The sequence below is a fragment of the Mycobacterium sp. UM_WGJ genome, assembly GCF_000455125.1.
Classification (GTDB): domain Bacteria; phylum Actinomycetota; class Actinomycetes; order Mycobacteriales; family Mycobacteriaceae; genus Mycobacterium.
In genome coordinates, this window is the sequence record NZ_AUWR01000070.1 from 1 (window position 1) to 21,399 (window position 21,399).

Consider the following 21,399-nt stretch of genomic DNA (forward strand, 5'->3'; position numbering starts at 1 on the left):
CCAGTCCAACTCATCGGCCTGCGCCACCGGCGCCGCAGACAACGGCGCCATCCCAAACGTCAAAAACGCGCCAACGGCACTGCTGGCCCCCAACAGCCGCCGGCTGCGCCGACCCTGCTGACCGTTGCCCGAAGTGTTACGCCCTACTGCCATTTGGGATTTCCTATCTGTGTGGCCCACAGTTGTGCTAGCTCTGTCTGTGATGAAGTTTGGATTTGGCGGCATGACCGCTCAGCCGGTTCAGCCGTAGTAGCCCAGTGCCGCGGCGATCTGGTTCGGAATGTCGTTGAGCCACTCCGACGCCACGCCGAAGAAGTCCCCGTTGATGCCGAACAAGCCCAGGTCGGACAGCCCCAGCCCGTCGATCAGGCCGTTGATGTCGAGGCTGCCCAGGCCGAGGTCGGTGAGCAGCGAGTTGATCGTCCCGTCGAGGCCGAGGTTGGCGACGATGGTGTCCAGGTCGTAGTTGTCCAGGCCGATCCAGCCGAGGAGGGTGCCCAGCGTGGGGTCGCCCAGCACGCTCGTCATCAGGTCGGTGATGAACTGGTCCAGGTGCACCTCGTCCAGTCCCAGTCCGTTGAGAATACTGTCGATCGAGACCCCGCCCAGCAGGCTGTTGATGAAGTCCTCGAGAGACTGGTCGTTGAGGCCCAAGCCGTTGAGGATGCCGGCGATCGAGATGCTGCTCAGCCCCAGGCGGTCGATGAACATGTCGATGTCGATGTTGTTCAGGCCGAGGTTGTTGAAGATCGACTGGATGTAGATGTCGTTCAAGCCGAGACTGTCGATCAGGCCGGACAGGCTGAGGCTGCCCATGCCCCAGTCCTCGAACAGGGAGAGCAACGTGGTGTCGGTCAGCCCCAGCCCCTCAACGACACTCGTGAAGAGTTCGGTCAACGTCGGGTCGAAGCCCCAGGCGGTGAGGAACTGCCCCAGAGTGACATTGCCGGTCAGGTCGCCCAGACCGTTGAACAGGTCCTCCAGCGTGTAGTCGCCGATGCCCATGGCATCGACCCCTTGGATCACGGTGACGTTGTAGAGGTTCAGGTTCTGCAGAGTCACGCCAACGGTGTTGGTGCCCATCACCGCGCCGAGAGTGGGGTTGCCGGCCTTCTCGAGGAGGCTGGCCTGGTCGGGGGCGAGAATGCCCAACGGGGTGTCACCCAGGTTGTCGTAAGCCGGGTCCGGGCTGGGAAGCGTGTACAGCAAGGCCTGAACCGGGATGTCGTTCACCGGAGTGTCGGGAGGGTAGCCCATGGTGTTCTCGCCGATCGGCATCTCCTGGAAGATGTCCCCGAGCGTCGTGTTGCCGTAATCGCCGATGAAGTCGGACAGGGTGGCGCCGGGCGGGAACATGGAGAGCAGCATGTCCGTCAACGGGGTGTTAGCGCTGATGTCCGGTCCGAGGAAACCCTCGTTGAGCAGGTCAATCAGCGTCTGGTCGCCGTACTCGCCCAACATTCCCGCGAGCGCGCCGATGGTGATGGTGCCGAGGCCCATCTGCTCGAAGAAGTCGGTCAGCGACGGGTCGCCGAACGAATCGGTCAGCAATCCGCCGATAGTCCAGGTCGGGTCGATCAAGCTGGCCAGGGACTCGTTGCCCTGAGCGCCGAGCAGGTCCTTGATCAGGCCACCGACGGTGGCGTCGTCGCCGCCAACGAAGCTCAGGATGAGCTCGGACAGGCTGGGGTTGCCGATGTCGGTCTGGTTGAGCAGTGCGATCAGCAGGCTGGCGACCGAGTCGCCGGGCTCGATTCCGCCAAGGCTCTCCAACAGCTCAGCGATGGTGGGGTTGCCGATGCCGGCCTCGTTGAAGAGGCCGATCAGCAGCTCGGAGAGCGATTGGGTGCCGATACCCATGTCGTTGAGCAGGTCCACCGGCGTCATGTGTCCGAGGCCGAGCCCGTCGAGCAGGTCGATGATCAGCGTTTCCAGCGGAACATCGCCGATACCGGCCTGCGACAGCAGCTCGGTGATGGTGGTGTCGCCCATGCCGGACAGCTCCACCACGTCACCGATGTTGAAGTTGGCGTCGATCGGCTGCCCGGGGGTCAAGACACCGTTGAACAACGGGAAGTAGGCGCCCCCGAAGTCGACACCGCTACTGCCGTTGAGGAAGGCGTCCAACAGCGTCGCCGGCGCGCCGATCAGAGCCGAGAACGACTTCATCGGGTCGGTGAAGATGTTGCTGACGATCTCGTCCATGATCTGCTGGAACGCGTTGCCCATGGTCACCCATGGGCCAATGGCGGCGAGCAGGCCGGCCGCCCACGTCGGCAGCTGCACGTCGAGTTCCGCGGGGAACGGGAACGCCTGGAACCCGATGGTGGGCATCGAGTTGGTGAAGATGTTGATGACATCCGGGATGCCGGAGATCGCCTGCTGCGGGTTCATGAAGATGTGCTGCAGCAGACCCCACATGTCCACTGAGTTCTGGTTCAGCGCCTGCAGGTTCGCGATGGTGTTCTCGAACAGGTCGGTGTAGGGCGAGAAGAAGCCCGACGTGAGCGCAACACCGCGCTGCTCGACCGTGGCGAGCTGGTGCTGAAGCTGCGGCAGATTCGAGGCCACGGGGGGAACCGCGACCAGGCCCACCCCCGCGACAGCCAGGCCAGTGGTGACGTATGGACGAAGTGTTTGCTGCATGACGCCCTCCCGGACGAAAGTTCCGAAGTTGCTTTGCCGTTCAGGTCGCTTAGCCACTGAGCACCGCCGTGATCTGGTCCCCTAGGCCGTCAAGCCAGTAGGACATGGAGCCCCAGAACTCACTGATCTGCGCGTTGATCACGGTCATATCCCCGAGCCCCAGGGAGGCCAGGAGCTCGTCGACGGTCTGGAGGCCGAAGTCGCCGAGCAGCGCACTGACCGTCGAGGTCCCGAACAGCGAGTCGATCAACTCGTTGAGGGTCTGGTCGCCCAGGCCCAGGGCCATCATCTGGTCGGCGATGGTGCTGACGCCGAAGAACTGGTCGAACAGGTCGCTGAGCGACTGGCCGCCGAGGCCGAAGTCGTTGAGCATCTCGTTGACGGTCTGCGGGCCGAGCGCCTGACGGATGATGTCGTCGAGGTGCATGCTGCCCACCCCACCGTCGTCCAGCGCGTTGGCGACGGTTTGGTCACCGAAGAACTGGTTGAGCAGCTCACTCATGGTCTGGTCGCCCAGGCCCGACGCGGTGAGCATGTCGATGATGGTCTGGTCAGCGGGCACCAGTTGGTCGATCAGGTCGGCCAGGGTGGTGTTGCCCATGACGCCGAGCAGCGACGAGAGCGGCGCGTCGGGCATGCCGGCCAGCACCAGGTCGGTCAGGGTCTGATCGGCCATGCCCGAGTCGGTGAGCATCTGACCCAGGGTCATCGAGAAGTTCGTCGAGATCATCTCGTTGAGGGTCATCTCGCCCATCGGGCCGAGCATCGAAACGAGTGGCGCGTTCAACTGGTCGCCCATGAAGCTGGCGATGGTCGTACCCGCCAGGGAATCCGACAGCAGGGCGTCACCGCCCTTGTCCAGCGGGGTCATGCCCGTAGCGGCGAGCATGTCGTTGACCGTGAGGTTGCCGGTGATGTAGGACAGGTTGCCGAGGATGGTGCCCACCGACAGGTTGGTGATACCCAACAGGTCGGTGATGTCGCCGACGGTCACCGTGCCGAAGCCCGCGAAACCCATGACCTCGGCCACCGTGGTGTCGCCGTAGGAGCCGAGTACCACCGAGGCCAACTGGCCGATGTCAGCGTCGGCCAGACCAGCCGAACTGAGCAGGTCCATGATCGTCTGGTTGCCCAGGCCCAGGCCGCCGAGCAGCGCGGTGATGAACTCGTGGGTGGTCTGGGTGCCGAGGCCCGTGGCGTCGAGCATGTCCGCCGCGGTCTGACCGCCCAGACCCAGCGCGTCCACCGCGGTCTGCAGCAGGCCGTTGAGCGTCAGGTCGCCGGCGCCGACATCAACCAGGAGCTCGTTGACCGTCGGGTCGCCGATGCCCAGCGCTTCGAGCACGTCCATACCCAGGTCGGCCAGCTTGAGGTCGGCCAGACCGATGTCGCCGGCGAGGTCGACGACCGTCGGGTTGTCGAAGCCCAGAGCCTGAGTGAAGTCGATGGCGATGTCAGCGACCTGGACGTTGCCGATGCCCAGCATGTCCATGAGTTCGGCGATGGTGGGATTGCCGATGCCCACCGCGTCGAAGACGGTGGTCAGCACGTTGGCGACCTCAAGGCTGCCCAAGCCGAGGGCGTTGATGACGTCGACGGGGGTGTCGTCACCCAGGCCGACGCTGTCCAGCAGGCCGGTCAACATGCCCGCCACCTGCAGCGTGCCGATGCCGGTCTGGTCGAGCAGGCTGGCGATGGTCTGGTCGCCGATGTTGAGGTTGTTGGCCAGCTCTTCGGCGGTCTGGTCGATGATCAGGTTCTGACCGGGGACGAGGATGCCGTTGAAGGCCGGGATGCTGACGCCGACCACATCGATGGTGCTGGTGCCGTTCAGCCAGGCGTCGAGCAGGCGCGGGAACGCGGTGAAGATCGCCGCGAAGGGGTCCAGCGGATCATTGGGGTTGAAGATCTGGTTGAGGATGTCCTGCATTGCGTCATTGACCGTGACCAGTGGGCCGATGATCCCCATGCCGATGGTCAGGATCGGCGAGAGCAGGACCATCAGCGGGTCGGAACCGCTGATCGACGGCATGATCGACGTCAGGAACTCGAAGACCTCCGGGAGCCGCGACAGCGAGCTCGGGTCACTGAAGATCTGCTGGAGCAGATTGGCCCACCCGTTGTCCGTCCCCATCGCCACCAGGTTGGTGGCGGTGTTGCTGAACAGGTCCTGCCACGGTCCGAAGAAATCGGCCGTGAGCTTCACGGGCAGGTGTTGCACCTGCTGAAGAGCCTGGTGAGGCTCGACCTGGGGCCGCAGCACTGCCGCGGGAACGGCCCCGTTTACCGCGATCAACGCGGCACCCGCGATGGCGACACCGGGGGTGACGTACGGGCGAAGCGCCAGCTTCATCATGTTCTCCTACGGACACTGACTACGGACGTTGCTTAAACTTACATGAGTTTTCCGGTTTGTCGAACGGGAATTTTTATAAGGAAAAACTTCGTAAAAACCCCGATATATACCACGCATCGCGATATATTTCCGCGACACCGGACGACTGTAGACCCAGGTCGCAGCAGTTCCGGCCACTGGCCGAGGGGGCTTCTCAGGCGTTGTTAACGAGTATTCCGCGGCCCGCTGATTGCTTAGGTGCCAAGCGCCAGGACCACACCGAACCTGATGACTCGGTTTGCCGAGAAGGGTGCTCCGGTACTCCGCCGCAGCTGAACCCGGGCATAGCCGGCAACGCGCTCCGGCGACGCCTCAGCGGGCGACTTCAGTGGGGCGGACTTCAGCCCTGGCCCGGCGGCCCTTCCGCCCGAGGCTGCCCCAACCGGGCCGCGACGGCCCGCCCCAGTCCGGCCAACAGCGCATTCTTGAGTCCCGCCGCCTCTTTTGCCGGCCGCGGCTCCGCCCATTCGGCCAACACGGTCAGCTCACCGGCCAGGTACTGGTCGCGGCACGCGCCGCGCTGAATCTTGCCGCTGGTGGTGGTCGGTATCCGCATCGGTTTGAGCAGTACGACCGCCTGGGCGTCGATTCCGTGGTGAGTACGGATAGCCGCCCGAATGGAAGCGATCAGGTCGCTCGGATCGACCCCGGCTGCCTCGTGGTGGTGCACCTCCTGCACCACCACCAGGTATTCGGGGGCGTAGCGCTCGGTCGGCAACTGGAACACCGCGCCACGGCTGGGCATCAGTGCCGGGTGGCATGCCTGCACGGTCAGCTCGATGTCATTGGGGTAGTGGCTATAGCCATCGATCGTCATCAGGTCCTTACACCGACCCGTGACGTACAGTTCGCCGTCGCGGAAGAACCCCAGGTCGCCACTGCGCAGGTAAGGGCCCTCGCCGGTGTCGGCCAGATGCGCCGAAAAGGCGTGTTCGGTCTCTTCGGGACGTCCCCAGTAGCCCACGCCCACGCTCGGCCCGGACACCCAGATCTCGCCCACTTCCTCAGGGGCGCGAAGCACCCGCGTCTCGGCATCGACAATCCGGACATCCAAAAGCTCCGACTTCCTGCCACAGCCCACCAGCGGCAACGCGGTCTCCGGCTTGGCGACGTCGGCTGCCACCTCGACGACTCGGTCTTCGGTGAGCGCGGCCCGGTCGAAATGCCGCACCACCGGCAACGCCGACTCGGACATGCCCGTCACGCCCAACGTCGCCTCGGCCAGCCCATAGGCCGGGATGAAGGCCTCCGGCCGGAAACCGGCGGGAGCGAATGCGTCGGTAAAGGACTGCAGAGTCTCCGAACTGATCGGCCCGGCGCCGACGACGGCGATCGACAGGCTCGACAGATCCAGGGCGGCGCGCTGCTCGGCGTTGCTGCGTTTGACGCAGGCCTCGTAGGCGAAGTTGGGGGCGGCGGTGATGGTCGCCCGGTAGCGCGAGATCGCCTGCATCCATCGGAGCGGGCGCATCAGGAAGGCGCTCGGCGACATCAACACGGTGGTCCGGCCGCCGTAGATGGTGCCGAGGATGCCCCCGACGAAACCCATGTCGTGGTACTGCGGCAGCCAGGACACCCCGCTGATCGGGCTGTTCATCACTGGTGCGTCAGCCGGCGGGTTCAGCGCCCACCGCATGATCTCCAGGTTGCTGAGGTAGTTGCGGTGGGTCAGCACGCAACCCTTCGGCACCCCGGTGGAGCCCGAGGTGTACTGGATCATGGCGAGGGTGTCCGCACCGACGCTCTGCGGCTCCCAGTCCGCCCCGTCGCCGGAGGCCTCATCCATGGCCAGCCACGTCAGCTTCGGCCCCGAACTGAGGCCGTCCACCGCAGCCTTCATCTTGGCCTGGGTTTTGGCCGTCGCCAGCGCGAAGCCCGCATCCGCTTCGGGCACGACGGTCTCGATCCGCCGGATAGGCCAGTGCTCGTCGACCGGTATCGCAACAGCGCCGGCGTAGAAACAGCCGAACAGCCCGGCGATGCTGTCCACACCGGGGCGGCAGAGCACCAGCACGCGCTTGCCGGCCGCGCCGTGACGCTGCAAGTTCGCCGCGATCGAGCGTGCCCGCCGGTCCAGGTCGCGATAGGTGACCCGGTCCTCCTCTATATCGCCTTCCGGGCAGAAGATGAACGCGGGCGTATCCCCACGACGCGCAGCCTGCTGCTGCATCAGGTCAATGAGGGTGTCCAGCTCCAGAGGGGCCAAGGACGTCGTCGGTTCTGCCATCTTCTGATCAACCTTCAAGGGTGCTTCGCGGTAACGGCCCACAGCGTAGCGGGGTCGCGAGCGCGGCGGAGCCGGGTGAAGCGGATCCTCCCCACCGTCCGTCTGTGCACCATCTGCCCACCTGGCCTTATTTAGCCCATCTGGCACCACCTGTCCATCCGGTAACGGGCCAGGACCATATGGCGAATTGCCCACCTATGAGCGACTGCCATTACACCGAGCGGCTATTGGTGACCCGAAGCGACTACGCGGCCGCGACCCTGAAGCCGATATACCTGACATAACGTAGGTTGTCGCTCCAAGGTGGGCGAACACCATGCCCCAGCCGCCCGGTTACGGGTGAGGCGCTGGTTGCGGGTGAGGCGCTGGTTGCGGGTGAGGCGCTGGTTGCGGGTGCGACGTTGGTTGCGGGTGCGACGCTGGTTGCGGGTGCGACGCTGGTTGCGGGTGGTGCACTGATTACCGGTGCAGCAAATGAGCTGTCGGAGATCGCCGGCCGTCAGCCCAGCGACGCCAACGCCCGGACCAACTGGTCCACTTCGGCCATCGTCGAGTAGTGGCCCAACCCGATGGTGACCGCTCCCCCGATGTCGTTGACCCCGATCGTCTCCAGCACCCGGGATCCGGCGTCCGCGATCGCCAGCACCCCGTTGTCGGCCAACCGCTGCACCACCCGCTCGGCCGGCACGTTCTGCACGGCGAAGCTGACCACCGGGATGCGCACCTCAGGCTGGCCGATCAGCATCACCAGCGGCAGCGACCGCAGGGAACTCAGCAGATACTCGAAGAGCCGGTTCAGATACGCCGACGACGACTGCATCGACACCGCCAGCCGCTCGCGCCGACTTCCCCGAGCCGACTCGTCCAGCGATGCCAGGTACTCGACACTGGCTACCAGCCCGGCCAGCAGACCGAATTGGTGCAGGCCGACCTCCAACCGGGCCGGGCCCACGGCGTGCGGGTTCAGCGACACCGACCCGAATGTCTCGATCAGCGCCGGGTCGCGAAAGGCCAGCGCGCCCACCGGCGGACCACCCCAGGAGGCCGCGTTGACTGCCACCACGTCCGCCTCGACCTCGTTGATGTCGAGCAGCTGGTAGGGCGCCGTGGCCGAGTGGTCGACGACGGCCACGCCGCCCACATCGTGGACCAGCTTGGTCACCGGGCGAACATCGGTGACGGTGCCCAGCACCCCCGACCCCGCGGTGAGTGCCACCAGCCGGGTCGACGGGGTGATCAGGTTCTCCCACTGCCAGCTGGGCAGCTCCCCGGTCTCGATGTCGACCTCGGCCCACTTGAGCTTGGCGCCGTAGCGGTTGGCGGCCCGCACCCAGGGGGCGATGTTGGCCTCGTCGTCGAGGCGAGTGACCACGGTCTCGTAACCCAGGCTCACCCGCGACGACGCGGCGTCGGCCAAGGCGCTCAACAACACGGCGCGGTCCGGTCCCAGCACTACCGCAGCGGGATCGGCGCCCACCAGATCGGCCACCGCCTGGCGGGCCGCGACGAGCACCGCGGCACTGCGCCGGGCCGCCGGATGAGGTCCGGCCGCTTTCGCCAGTGATCCCCGGAACGCAGTCGAGACGGTGGTGGCCACCGAGTCCGGAATCAACATGCCCGACGGCGAATCGAAGTGCACCCATCCGTCACCCAGCGTCGGGTGCAATCCGCGCACGCGAGCGACGTCATAGGCCATGCCAGCCACCTTAAAACTTCTCAAGATCGACCGGTGAACGTCTCGCATAACGAGATAGCTCCCCCGCAATACGGAGCTGGGTCACCTTGGCAGACATACTAGTGCAGTGCTTCTGGGCTTCGGAATGGTCACGGCGCTTTTGCTGCTGGTGCTTCCGGGCGCGCTGATCGGGGCCGGCGCGGGGCTGAACCGGCCATTAGCCGTAGCGGTGGGCCCGGCGCTGACCTACGGAGTCGTAGGCCTGGCCATCGTCCCTTTCGGCGCCCTCGGAATCCCTTGGAACGCAACCACGGCAGCGGCCGCGCTGGTAGTGGCCGGAGCCTTGACGGCGGTTCTGGCGAAGCGAACTCGATCTTTGCTGGAACGCCGTCGGAGCATCCAGGTGGCGGCTGCCTCGCAGGCGTTTTGGCCGACCCTGACGGTGGCCGCCGGAACGCTGCTGGGCGTATTGCTGATCGGCTGGGCCGCGATACGCGGCATCCCGGATTGGCAGAGCATTCCCAGCACCTGGGACGCGGTGTGGCACGCCAACACCGTCCGCTTCATCCTCGACACCGGCCAAGCCTCACCGACTCATATGGGCGAGCTGCGCAACGTCGAAACCCACGCCGCGCTGTACTACCCCTCGGCATTTCACGCGCTGACCGCGGTGCTGTGCCAGCTGACCGGCGCCGCACCCACCACCGGCTACACCCTGGCCGGCCTGGCCGCCTCGGTGTGGCTGTTCCCGGTCGGCGCCGCACTGCTCACCTGGAATCTGCTGCAACGAGTCACGAGCACCCCCGTGACCGCGGTGTCCGCCGGCGCCGCCGCCGCACTCTCGGCGTCGTTCACCGCGCTGCCCTACGTCGAGTTCGGCACCGCCGCCATGCCCAACCTGGTGGCCTACGGCCTGGTGGCGCCGGCGTTCGTGCTGATCACCGCGGTCCGCACCCTGCGCGACCGAATCGGCGTGGCGGTGCTGGCCTTGCTGGGCGTGTTCTCGGTACACCTGACCGGAGGCATGGTCACGATCTTGCTGGTCGCGGCCTGGTGGCTGTGCCCCAAAGACGGAGCGCTGTGGAATCCGCTGCGCGGTAAGCGGCGTGACACCCTGGCGCTGGCCGCGGTCCTGATCCCGACCGGGTTACTGCTGTTGCCGCAACTGCTCAGCGTGCGCAAGCAGGCCGAGATCATCGCCGGGCACGCGTTCCTGACCCACGAGGGCCGCAAGTCGGGCCTGCGGGACGCGCTGCTGATGCACACCCGCCACCTCAACGACTTTCCGATCCAATACGCACTGGTGGCGCTGGCCGCAGCGGGAGCAGCCGTGCTGGTGGCCCGCAAGGTGTGGTGGCCGTTGGCGCTGTGGGCCGTGCTGGTGGTGGGCGTGGTGCAGTCGTCGGCTCCGCTCGGCGGGCCGGTGGGCGCGGTCGCGGGCACCTTCACCGACCTGTTCTACAGCGACCCGCGCCGAATCATGGCGGCGATGACGCTGCTGCTGGTCCCGATGGCCGGCGTGGGCCTGGCGGCGCTGGCCGGGCTGCTGTCCAAGCCGGTGGGCGCGCGGGCGCGGCCGGTGTTGAGCGGGCTGCTGTTGGTGACCGCGACGGTGGGGCTGGCCTGGCATTACCTGCCGCGGCACGCGTTCTTGTTCGGCGACAAGTACGACTCGGTGATGGTCGACTCCCGCGACCTGCAGGCCTACGCCTATCTGGCCGGCCTGCCCGGGGCCCACGACAGCGTGATCGGCAACGCCAACGTGGACGGCAGTGCCTGGATGTATGCCGTCGCCGGCCTGCACCCGCTGTGGACGCACTACGACTACCCGCAGCAGCAGGGTCCCGGCCCGAATCGGTTCATCTTCTGGGCCTACGCCGATGACGCAGACACCGATCCGCGGGTCGCGGAGGCCGTGCGATCTCTGGGTATCCGGTACGTGCTGATCAGCAGTCCGACGGTGCGCGGGTTCGCCCTGCCGGACGGGCTAGTGTCACTGGAGAAATCGCGGTCCTGGGCCAGGATCTACGACAATGGCGGGGCCAGCATCTACGAATGGCAAGGAGACAAAGCGCGGTGACCACCAGCAGTAGCAGCGCAGACGACTCAGATGGTGTCGAGATCATCAGCGGTGCCGACCCGCGGCTGCTGGCGGCCGGACTCAATAGCAGCACCACCGACGCCGCCGATGACGAGGAGGCGTCGCTGACCGACCTGATCGAGCAGCCCGCCAAGGTCATGCGGATCGGCACCATGATCAAGCAGCTGCTCGAGGAGGTGCGCGCCGCACCGCTCGATGACGCGAGCCGGGCCCGGCTGCGCGAGATCCACTCCGCCAGCATTCGCGAGCTCGAGGACGGCTTGGCCCCGGAGCTGCGCGAGGAGCTGGAGCGGCTAACGCTGCCGCTGCGCGAGGACGCCACACCGTCGGACGCCGAGCTGCGGATCGCCCAGGCCCAACTGGTGGGCTGGCTGGAGGGTCTGTTCCACGGCATCCAGACCGCGCTGTTCGCCCAGCAGATGGCCGCCCGCGCGCAGCTGGAGCAGATGCGCCACGGCGCCCTTCCCCCCGGGGTCGCCGGCGGCGGTCACCCGCAGGGCCACACCGGCTCCGGCCAGTATCTGTAAGCCTGCAAGCGGAATTGCCGTGTCTGACAACGATCCTCGTATCGAAACCCGCGACGCCTGGGTCGAGTTCCCCATCTTCGACGCCAAGTCACGGTCGCTGAAGAAGGCGTTTCTCGGCAAAGCCGGCGGGGCGATCGGACGCAACAGCTCCAATGTGGTGGTGGTCGAAGCGCTGCGCGACATCACCATGTCACTGTCGCTGGGTGATCGCGTGGGCCTGGTCGGGCACAACGGCGCCGGTAAATCCACGCTGTTGCGGCTGCTTTCGGGCATCTACGAGCCGACCCGCGGGTCGGCCTCGGTGGTGGGCCGGGTGGCGCCGGTGTTCGACCTGGGGGTGGGCATGGACCCCGAGATCTCCGGTTTCGAGAACATCATCATCCGCGGGCTGTTCCTCGGGCAGACCCGCAAGCAGATGGCCGCCAAGGTCGATGAGATCGCCGAATTCACCGAGCTGGGTGACTATCTGGCGATGCCGCTGCGCACCTACTCCACCGGCATGCGGGTGCGCCTGGCGATGGGTGTGGTCACCAGCATCGACCCGGAGATCCTGCTGCTCGACGAAGGTATCGGCGCAGTGGACGCCGAGTTCTTGAAGAAGGCCCAGACCAGGCTGCAGAAACTGGTGGAGCGCTCCGGAATCCTGGTGTTCGCCAGCCATTCCAACGAATTCCTGGCGCGGTTGTGCAAGACCGCGATGTGGATCGACCACGGCACCATCCGGATGACCGGCGGGATCGAGGAAGTGGTCGGCGCCTACGAGGGCCCGGACGCCGCCCGGCACGTGCGCGAGGTGCTGGCGGAGACGCAAACCGAGGAAAAGGCGTGACCGGAACCGTCTACGCCGTCGTCGTCACCCACCGCCGAGTCGCGCAACTGGCCGAGTCACTCAAGGCACTGGCCACCCAGACCCGGGCGCCGGAACACCTGATCGTCGTCGACAACGATAACGACGCCGCGGTGCGCGACCTGGTGGCCCGACAGCCGGTACCGTCGACCTACCTCGGGTCGCGCAGAAACCTGGGTGGTGCAGGCGGTTTCGCATTAGGAATGCTGCACGCCCTGGCCGCCGGCGCGGATTGGGTATGGCTGGCCGATGACGACGGGCGCCCCGCCGACTCCGGCGTGCTGGCGGCGCTGCTGGCGTGCGCCGCCAAGCACCGGCTGGCCGAGGTGTCGCCGATGGTGTGCAACATCGACGACCCGTCCCGGCTGGCCTTCCCGCTGCGGCGCGGGCTGGTGTGGCGGCGCGAGGTCAGCGAATTGCACAGTGGCGCAGCGGGTGAGGACCTGCTGCCGGGCATCGCGTCGCTGTTCAACGGGGCGCTGTTCACCGCGGATGCCCTGGAGGCGGTCGGGGTGCCGGATCTGCGGCTGTTCATCCGCGGCGACGAGGTGGAGGTGCACCGGCGGTTGGTGCGCTCCGGCCTGCCGTTCGGGACGTGCCTGACCGCGGCCTACCTGCACCCGTGCGGGTCCGAGGAGTTCAAGCCGATCCTGGCCGGCCGGATGCACACCCAATACCCCGACAACCCGACCAAGCGGTATTTCACCTACCGCAACCGGGGCTACCTGATGGCCCAGCCGGGGATGCGGCGACTGCTGGTCCAGGAGTGGTTGCGGTTCGGCTGGTTCTTCCTGGTGTCACGCCGCGATCCGGCCGGGCTGCTGGAGTGGGTCCGGTTGCGCCGGCTGGGACGCCGGGAACAGTTCGCCAAACCCGAGGGGCAGCAATGAGTTTCACCGACGTGGCCGCGGAGTCCAAGAGCTTCGCACGGGCGCGGGCCGATCTGGTGGACGGATTCGGCCGCCGCGAGCTGTGGCTGCACCTGGGCTGGCAGGACATCAAGCAGCGTTACCGGCGCAGCGTGCTGGGCCCGTTCTGGATCACCATCGGCACCGCCACCACCGCGGTGGCGATGGGTGGGCTGTACTCCAAGCTGTTCCACCTTGACCTGTCGGTGCACCTGCCGTACGTGACGCTCGGGCTGATCGTGTGGAACCTGCTCAACGCCGCGATCCTGGAAGGCGCCGACGTGTTCGTCGCCAACGAGGGGCTGATCAAGCAGTTGCCGACCCCGTTGAGCGTGCACGTCTACCGGCTGGTGTGGCGCCAGATGATCCTGTTCGCCCACAACATCGTCATCTATATACCGATCGCGCTGATCTTCCCGAAACCCTGGTCGTGGGCCGACCTTTCGGTGATCCCGGCATTACTCCTGATCGCGCTGAACTGCGTGTGGGTGTCGCTGTGCTTCGGGATTCTGGCCACCCGCTACCGCGATATCGCCCCGCTGTTGTTCTCGGTGGTGCAGCTGCTGTTCTTGATGACGCCGATCATCTGGAACTACGACACCCTGCGTGCGCAGGGCGCGTCGCGCTGGACTGCGGTGGTGGAGTTCAACCCGCTGATGCACTACCTGGACCTGGTGCGGCTGCCGCTGCTGGGGGCGCATCAGCCGCTGCGGCACTGGGCGGTGGTGCTGGTGCTGACCGTGGTCGGCTGGTCGGTGGCCGCATTGGTGCTGCGCCAGTACCGGGCGCGGGTGGCGTACTGGGTATAGCGGGAAAAGGCCCCGACCCTGCGCCGCCAAAGGCGGGCAGAGCCGGGGCTTTTCGCCTCTGGGCTACGGAGTGGCCGGGTTGTTCGCCCCGTTGGTGCCGGTCGCGGTCTGACCGTCGGACTGGGCGCCGCCCTGGTTGACGATGTTACCGTCGGTGCCGTTGCCGCCGGTGGCGTTGGCCCCGGTACCGCTCCCGCCGTTGCCGCCGGTCGCGGTGCCGTTGGTGGCCGTGGACGGGGTGCCCGCGCCGTCGTTGCCAAAGGCGTCGAGCCGACTCGAGCCGGCCTTGCCGCCGGTGCCGCCGTCGAGACCGTCGCCGCCCTTGCCGCCGGACGCCGTTCCATTGGCGATATTGTCCGGGTCGCCGCCGGTGGCGATGCTGGCCTTTCCGCCGTCACCGCCCTGGCCCCCGCCGGTGGCGTCGCCACCGTTGCCGCCCGTAGAGGTGCCACTGGCCGTTCCGCCCGGGCCGCCCAAGGTGCCACCATCGGTGGTCTTGGAACTCTGAATGTCCGAGCTTCCGCCGTTGCCGCCGTGGCTCCCTTCACCGGTGGCGTTGCCGCCGTCACCGCCGGTGGAGGTGCCGTAGGAGTTGCCGCCGACGGCACCGTAGCCGATCTCGCCGGACTCCAGCTCGCCCCAGGAGCCGTTGCCGCCGACGCCGCCGTCGGTGCCGATACCGCCGTTGCCGCCCTGAGCGATCGCGTCATTGCCACCACCGCCGATGCTGCCCCCGGCGCCGTCGACCATCAGTTGGCCGCTCCCGCCGTCACCGCCGATGCCGTTGACGCCGGCGCCGCCCGTGCCGCCGGTGGCCGTGCCGGTGATGGTGCTGCCCGAGCCGGTGGCGTCAGCGAGACCGAAGCCGCCCTGGCCGCCCTGGCCGCCGTTGCTGCCGGCGCCACCGGCCCCACCGGCGACGGTGGTGTCCGTGACGATGGCGCCGTCGGTGGCGTTGATGACGCCGCTGCCTCCGTCGCCACCCGTCGCGCCGGTGCTGCCGTCGTTCGCACCCCCGTTGCCACCGGTGGCATGGCTGCCGGTGATCGAGCTGCCCTTGCCGATGGCGTTCAGGCCGGCGTCCCCACCGTTGGCGGTGTCGCTCGCGTTTCCGCCGGTGACGGTGCTGTCGGAGATGCTGCCGCCGCCGGTGGCGACCACCGAAGCGCCACCGCCGACGAAGTCACCGTTGTTCTGGCCGTTGGTCACGGTGACGTTGCTGATGGTGCCGCCGCCGGTAGCCTCCAGCACGTTGTCGGCACCGTCCTCGCCGTTGACCCCGTTCGCACCGCCGGCACCGCCGTCACCCCCGGCGATGTGGCCGCCGTCGATGGTGCTGCCCGCCCCGTCCGCGACGACCGCGCCGAGTCCACCGGCGCCGCCATTGCCGCCGACCCCGGTCGTGCTGCCCGCACCACCGTCGCCGCCGTTGCCGCCGGTGGCGGTGCTGTCGGTCACCGTGCCGCCGCTGGTGCCGGCGACGATGGCACCGCCGCCGCCACCACCACCGCCACCGCCCTGACCCGCGGTCTGGCCGTCGGCCACCCCGCCGGCACCGCCGTTGCCGCCATTACCGCCGGTCGCGCCGTCGCCGATCCCGGCCCCGTTGGCGCCCGCGCCGCCGGCGCCGCCGTTGCCGGCCGTGCCGGTGCCGGAGGTGCCGCCGTTACCGCCGGTGCCGCCGTGGCCGCCGGTGAAGCTCCCGGTGTTGCCGTTGCCACCGGTGCCGCCGTTTCCGCCGTTGCCGGCACCGCTGGCGGCACCCCCGTCACCGCCGGTGCCACCGGAGCCGCCGGTGCTCAACCCCACGCCGGGTAGCTCGCCAGCCACCGGTGCGCCGGTGCCGCCGTTGCCGCCACTACCGCCGTTGCCGGCCTGGCCGTCCTCGGCGGTGCCACCGGCTCCGCCATTGCCGCCGTGCCCGCCGGCCAGTGTCCCGAACTCACCGGTGTTGCCCTGGCCGGTGGTGTTACCGCCGTTGCCGCCGCTGCCGCCGTTGCCGGCGGTCTGGTCGCCGGTCGCGTTGGCGCCTGCGCCACCCTGGCCGCCGTAGCCGCCGTGACCGGAGCCGTCGCCACCGGCCCCACCGGTGCCACCGTTGCCGCCGGTGTTGTTGCCGCCGTCAGCGGTACTGGTCACCGCGCCGCCGGCGCCACCGGCGCCACCGGTGCCGCCGTAGACACCCTGGCCGCCGCCACCGCCGGACCCGCCGTTGCCGGCCTGGAAGCCGGTACCGCCGTTGCCGCCCCGGCCACCGGAACCGCCCACACCCGTCGCATCGGGGTTGGCCGGGCTCAGACCGTTGCCGAGGAAGGCACCGGCCTCGCCGGTCGCCGCGTTGCCGCCGAGCCCGCCGGCACCGCCGTCACCACCGTTGCCGATCTGGCCGAGGCTGCCGTCGGTGCCGTCGGTGTGGCCGTCGCCGCCACCGGTGCCGCCGGTTCCGGCCGTGGCGCCGGGCGCTCCACCGTTGCCGCCGTTGCCACCGGCACCCGCTGCGCCGCCGTTCAGAAGCTCGGAGTCGATGTCATTGGCACCGGAACCACCTACGCCGCCGACGCCGCCGTCGCCACCGTTGCCGCTATTGCCACCGTTGCCGCCGTTGCCGTTGGTCGCCGAACCGCCGTTGCCGCCGATACCGCCCTGACCACCGTCGCCGGCGTTGCCGCCGGCGCCACCCGCCACGCTCGAGTCATCCGAATCCGCGCCGCGTCCGCCGTCGCCGCCGGTGCCGCCGACCCCGCCGGCGCCACCGTTACCGCCATTGCCCGAGACCGAACCGCCGTTACCGCCGACACCACCGGCTCCGCCGTTGCCGCCGACGGCGCCGTCGCCGCCGGCCGTGCCCGGCTCCTGACTGTCAAAACCGGACGCGCCCTGGTCGCCGTTGCCGCCAACGCCGCCGTTGCCGCCGTTGCCATGGCTGCCGGCGTTGCCGCCGGCGCCGCCGTTACCGCCGGACACGCCCGTGCCACCGATACCGGCACCCCCGGCGCCACCGTCACCACCGTTGCCCGACACCGTGTCCGGCAGCGCGCCGGCGGCGCCATCCGCACCCGCGGTACCGGGGGCACCGGCGAACAGACCGGCGCTGGTACCGGCCGCGCCGCCCGCGCCGCCGGCGCCGACCGCACCGAGATCGCCGCCGGCCCCACCTGCGCCGCCGGCCCCGCCGCCGACAATCTCGTCACCGACCGCTTCGGTGGTGAATTCCGAAGCGGTGCCACCGCCAGCGCCGCCGTTACCGCCCGCGCCACCGTTGCCGGCCAGACCGGAACCACCACCGACGCCACCGGCGCCGCCGCTGCCCGCGGCACCCGAGGGGTGCACGCCGAAGAACCCACCAGCACCACCGTTGCCGCCGGCGCCACCGGCACCCGCGGCGCCGCCCGAGCCGGCGTTACCGCCGCTACCGCCGGCGCCCCCGTTGCCGCCCGGATCGCTCGCGGGAATGAGTGCGGTGGGCACGATCTCCGGCCCGTTGTTGACATCGCCGTTGCCGCCGGCGCCGCCGTTCCCGCCATTACCGCCGACACCACCGTTGCCACCGACGCCGCCGTTACCACCGGCACCGGAGTTACCGAACAGGCCCGCGGCCCCACCGTTGCCGCCGACGGCGCCGTTACCGCCGGCGAAGCCATCCGTGCCGTCGGTGCCGTTGCCGCCGTCGGCGCCATCGGCTCCGGTCCCGCCGGCCGGGCTCAGCCCGGCCGCGCCCACGTTGCCGTTGGTGCCGGCGGCACCGTTGCCGCCGTTGCCGCCGGTACCACCATTGCCGCCGTTACCGAAGAAGAAACCACCGGCGCCGCCGAAGCCGCCCACCAAACCGTCGGTGCCGGCCGCCCCGATTCCGTTGACACCGAAGGCGCCGGCGCCGCCGTCACCACCGTTGCCGAGGAGAGAGCCGCCGTCACCGCCGTTGCCGCCGACCAGTCCCAGACCGATGCCGCTGCCGCCGTCGCCGCCGTTGCCGAGCATGCCGGCATTGCCGCCGTCGAGGGTGAACGTCGAACCGGCAGCGAAGCTATAGGTACCGTTCTCGATGTCGGCCAGGGTGACGTCGTTGCCGTCAGCGTCGAGCAGGACCGCGCCGTTCGCGCCGAGCACGTCGCCGTCGGCGTCGACGAATCCGCCGGCGCCGCCATCACCGAAGAGGAATCCACCGGCGCTCGCCGCGTGGTAGACCAGGTCGCCGTCGGCGCCGAAGCTGACGTAGGCGTCGGCGCCATTGTCGAAGATGCCGTCCAGGCGCAGGCCAACGCCGATCAAGAGCTGACCGACGTCATACAGCGGCTGGTAGATGATCATGTTGATCGAGTTGGCCACCAGCTCATTGAGGGCTTGGAGCGGATCGGCGGACGCCGCCGAGCCGGCCAGGTCGCCGCCGAACGCGTCGAAACCAAGCCAGCCAAGCCCCGATGTGTCCGCCGCGGGGGTCTCGATCCAGCTGAACAGGTCGTCGAACAGCATGTCGAACCCATCCGCACTGGCGGGTGCCGCCGTGAGCGGCGTCATGCCGAACGCCAGGAACGCACCCACTGCGCTGGTGGCGCCCACTGCGGCGCTGAGTCGGCCTTTTGTTGTCTTGGCAGTAGAGCGGTGTGACATGAGATCTCCTCAGGCAGATTAGCCCTTGACGGTTGACACTAACGCTAGTTACTTAGCTCGCGTTAAGTTAACAGAGATATTGGAATTTAGGAACCAATTTTGGCGAATCAACTTGCGGCCGCTCTTCGGGCGCCACGCCTTTGACCTGCATGTATTCGTAGCAAGAAGTCTTATTGTGAGGACTATTGTGCAGGTAAAAGGAGGGTTATGCAGAGACGCGGGGGTCGGGAACAGGTGGACATGTGCGGTTTTACCCAGGTTGCTAACGACTCTGGGATAAGGCTCCTTGTTTGCGTGCGGCCGCCTTCCTACCAGTGGATAATGCGCGTTTTCCTGACCGCACGCGAGAGGCGGGAGAGTAGCTGGACCGGCACGGCCCCGTGATCCACGGCGTCCAGTGCGGTACTGCGTCGGTCATCGGCGGCTCGACCGGCCGTGGGGCACGATCCACGACTACGGACGCCGGCCGCGTGACGGCGCCGGCGTGCGAATCAGTGACGGCGTGGGCGCCGAAAACGCCACGGCGGCCCGGCCTTTCGACCGGGCCGCCGTTGCCTCAGCTGGACAGCACTGTCATGCCTTTAGGGGATGTGCTTGTCTTCACCCCGACTGAGCGCAAGTAGCCAGCGGGGCCAGCGGCCGCACGGATCAGGCGACCAGGTCGCCCAGTCCGAAGTCGGTGAGCACGGCGTCGAAGCCGTCCACCGGCAGCCCGGCATCGACAGCGCCCACGGTGAACGCGTCGTCGAGACTCACCGGGACAACGACGTCTTCGACGCCGCCCGTGTGGAACAGGTCGGCCCAACCGGCCACGGCGACCGCTTCACTGGACCCGGTGTCGAGCAGTTGCCCGGTGAACCAGTTGCGGGTCTGGTACCAGTCCACCAGTTCGTCGAACAGGGTCTGCACCGCGTCGACGGCGGTTCCCAGCAGTGTGAAGGTGTCCTGAATGCCTTGCCAGCCCTCGGTCAGCAGGAGCAGCGGCGTACCGATCACCAGGGTCACCGGGATGATCACGAACAGCTCGCCGAGCGCCTCAAGAGAGATGACGAAGGGGAACCAGGGATAGTCCGGGTTGTCCAGAAGCGGGATGATCCAGTTCAGTCCGGTCAAGGTGCCGATGATGTCCATCAGGCTGGAATCGCCGCTCAGCGCAGTCAATTCGACCGGGGCGACGACCGTCGCGGACGGCAGCGGGCCGGGCAGTGCCGCGGCCGGCATCGCTGTCACGCCGCTGGCCGCAAACGCGACCGCACCCGCGGTCGCAACGCTGGCGAGGGCCCGGGTGTATCCGTTCGACGTCGTCCACATAGCCACTGATTGTATTGCAGGGCAGGCATTTTTCGAACACGGAACGCTGTTCTGGCGCGAGTTCTTCTGGGCACCCGCGGAGTGCTTCGCCCTTCAGCCTCCGCCGATTTCACCGGTGGGGCGACGCGCGAAAGACGTTGTGCGGGAATGCCTCTGGCAACAAGAAACGCCCCGCACGGTGTGCGGGGCGTTTCTTGCGCAATATCCGAACTACTACGGCAGACCGATCTCCTGGCCGTTGGCGCCGTTCTGGCCGTTGACACCGTTGGCACCCGGCGTGCCAGTACCGCCACCGGCAGCGCCGCCGCCGGCACCGGTGCCGCCAGTACCGCCGACACCACCCGGCGCTCCAACGCCGTCAGCTCCGTTGCCGCCATCGCCGCCGTTGCCGCCGCTGCCACCGTTGCCGTCGACACCGTCGGTCCCGCCGGTCCCGGCAGTGCCGCCGGCACCACCGATACCACCTCCGGCACCGTTGCCACCGTTGCCGCCGTCGCCACCGGGCTCACCTTCGTCCGCAGTCGCTCCATCCGCGCCGTTGCCGCCGTTGCCGCCGTTGCCGCCGAGACCACCGGCACCACCGTCGCCGCCGAGACCGGTCGCACCGCCGCTCGCACCTCCGGCGCCACCGGTGCCGCCGTTGCCACCGGCAACGCCAGCTCCGCCTGCGGCACCGTCTTCCTCACCGTCGTCGCCGTTCGCGCCGGCACCGCCGTTCCCACCAGCACCGCCAACGCCGCCGTTGCCGTCAGCACCGTCGTTGCCGTTGTTGCCGTTGGCGGCGCCGGCACCGGCCGCACCGCCGACACCGCCCTGGCCACCGGCCGCACCGTTGCCACCATTGCCACTGGCGCCCTCGGTCCCGATCGCGCCGGCACCGCCGGCGCCACCGGCACCGCCGACGCCACCGGCGCCGCCGTTGCCACCGTTGCCGGTCTCGCCGCCGCCCTGGCCGCCGCCGCCACCGTTGCCCGCGTTGCCACCGGCAACGCCGTCGGTGCCGTCAGCGCCAGGTCCGTCGCCGTCTTCGCCGGCCGTGCCGGCAAAGCCGTTTCCACCGGCGCCGCCGTCGCCACCATTGCCGTCAACGCCCGCGGCACCCGCGCTACCGGTTGCACCACCAGCCGCACCACCGGCCGCACCAGCGCCACCGTTGCCGCCGAGGCCGCCGTTACCGCCGGCCGCGTTGGCCAGGCCGACAGCACCGACGCCGCCAACTCCACCGTTGCCGCCGGCACCACCGGCGCCGCCGTTGCCGTCGACACCGGCCACACCGTCCACGGATCCGACACCGGCCGCGCCACCGACACCGCCCGCGCCGCCGATAGCGCCGTTACCGCCGTTA

The 21,399-nt window shown here is 68.5% G+C and carries 12 protein-coding genes; 5 read left to right on the forward strand and 7 right to left on the reverse strand.

Annotated features, from left to right (window positions below):
* Positions 1-240: 240 nt before the first annotated feature.
* The 4 genes from N416_RS0118560 to N416_RS0118575 all read right to left on the reverse strand — a co-directional run bounded on the left by N416_RS0118560 (position 241) and on the right by N416_RS0118575 (position 8,964).
* Entirely contained in the window at positions 241-2,646 is a 2,406-nt protein-coding gene (locus N416_RS0118560) for a hypothetical protein (RefSeq protein WP_024443598.1), read from the reverse strand.
* A gap of 49 nt (positions 2,647-2,695) precedes the next feature.
* Positions 2,696-4,999 (reverse strand): hypothetical protein, encoded by a 2,304-nt coding sequence (locus tag N416_RS0118565; protein WP_036458579.1) that lies wholly within the window; start codon positions 4,997-4,999, stop codon positions 2,696-2,698.
* Positions 5,000-5,381: 382 nt separating this feature from the next.
* Positions 5,382-7,268: a fatty acyl-AMP ligase gene (locus N416_RS0118570; protein ID WP_036458580.1), complete on the reverse strand. Its 1,887-nt coding sequence runs from the start codon at positions 7,266-7,268 to the stop codon at positions 5,382-5,384.
* 499 nt (positions 7,269-7,767) lie between these two features.
* Positions 7,768-8,964 (reverse strand): cysteine desulfurase-like protein, encoded by a 1,197-nt coding sequence (locus N416_RS0118575; protein ID WP_024443601.1) that lies wholly within the window; start codon positions 8,962-8,964, stop codon positions 7,768-7,770.
* A 124-nt stretch (positions 8,965-9,088) separates the two neighbouring features.
* On the opposite strand from N416_RS0118575, the gene N416_RS0118580 reads away from it, so the two are divergent.
* The 5 genes from N416_RS0118580 to N416_RS0118600 are packed head-to-tail and all read left to right on the forward strand — an operon-like array spanning position 9,089 to position 14,135.
* Positions 9,089-11,023: a DUF6541 family protein gene (locus tag N416_RS0118580; RefSeq protein WP_369797618.1), complete on the forward strand. Its 1,935-nt coding sequence runs from the start codon at positions 9,089-9,091 to the stop codon at positions 11,021-11,023.
* Complete coding sequence (locus N416_RS0118585; RefSeq protein WP_051190316.1) at positions 10,999-11,571, forward strand: bacterial proteasome activator family protein; 573 nt, start codon at positions 10,999-11,001, stop codon at positions 11,569-11,571. Before N416_RS0118580 ends, N416_RS0118585 begins: the two co-directional genes overlap by 25 nt.
* Positions 11,572-11,590: 19 nt before the next feature.
* The gene (locus N416_RS0118590) at positions 11,591-12,400 is read left to right on the forward strand and encodes an ABC transporter ATP-binding protein (protein WP_024443604.1); all 810 of its coding nucleotides are present in this window, start codon (positions 11,591-11,593) and stop codon (positions 12,398-12,400) included.
* A complete protein-coding gene (locus N416_RS0118595; RefSeq protein WP_024443605.1) occupies positions 12,397-13,308 on the forward strand; it encodes a glycosyltransferase in 912 nt (303 codons plus the stop codon). Before N416_RS0118590 ends, N416_RS0118595 begins: the two co-directional genes overlap by 4 nt.
* A complete protein-coding gene (locus N416_RS0118600; protein ID WP_024443606.1) occupies positions 13,305-14,135 on the forward strand; it encodes an ABC transporter permease in 831 nt (276 codons plus the stop codon). The genes N416_RS0118595 and N416_RS0118600 overlap by 4 nt, the downstream gene beginning before the upstream one ends.
* Before the next feature lie 63 nt (positions 14,136-14,198).
* On the opposite strand, the gene N416_RS24315 is transcribed toward N416_RS0118600, so the two are convergent.
* The 3 genes from N416_RS24315 to N416_RS23620 all read right to left on the reverse strand — a co-directional run.
* Complete coding sequence (locus N416_RS24315) at positions 14,199-18,743, reverse strand: PE family protein (RefSeq protein WP_155943405.1); 4,545 nt, start codon at positions 18,741-18,743, stop codon at positions 14,199-14,201.
* Between the two features lie 648 nt (positions 18,744-19,391).
* On the reverse strand, positions 19,392-20,054 hold the full coding sequence (locus tag N416_RS0118610) for a hypothetical protein (protein WP_024443608.1): 663 nt from the start codon (positions 20,052-20,054) through the stop codon (positions 19,392-19,394).
* 213 nt (positions 20,055-20,267) lie between these two features.
* The coding region (locus N416_RS23620; RefSeq protein ID WP_036458578.1) for a hypothetical protein at positions 20,268-21,399 on the reverse strand (1,132 nt) is incomplete at its 5' end.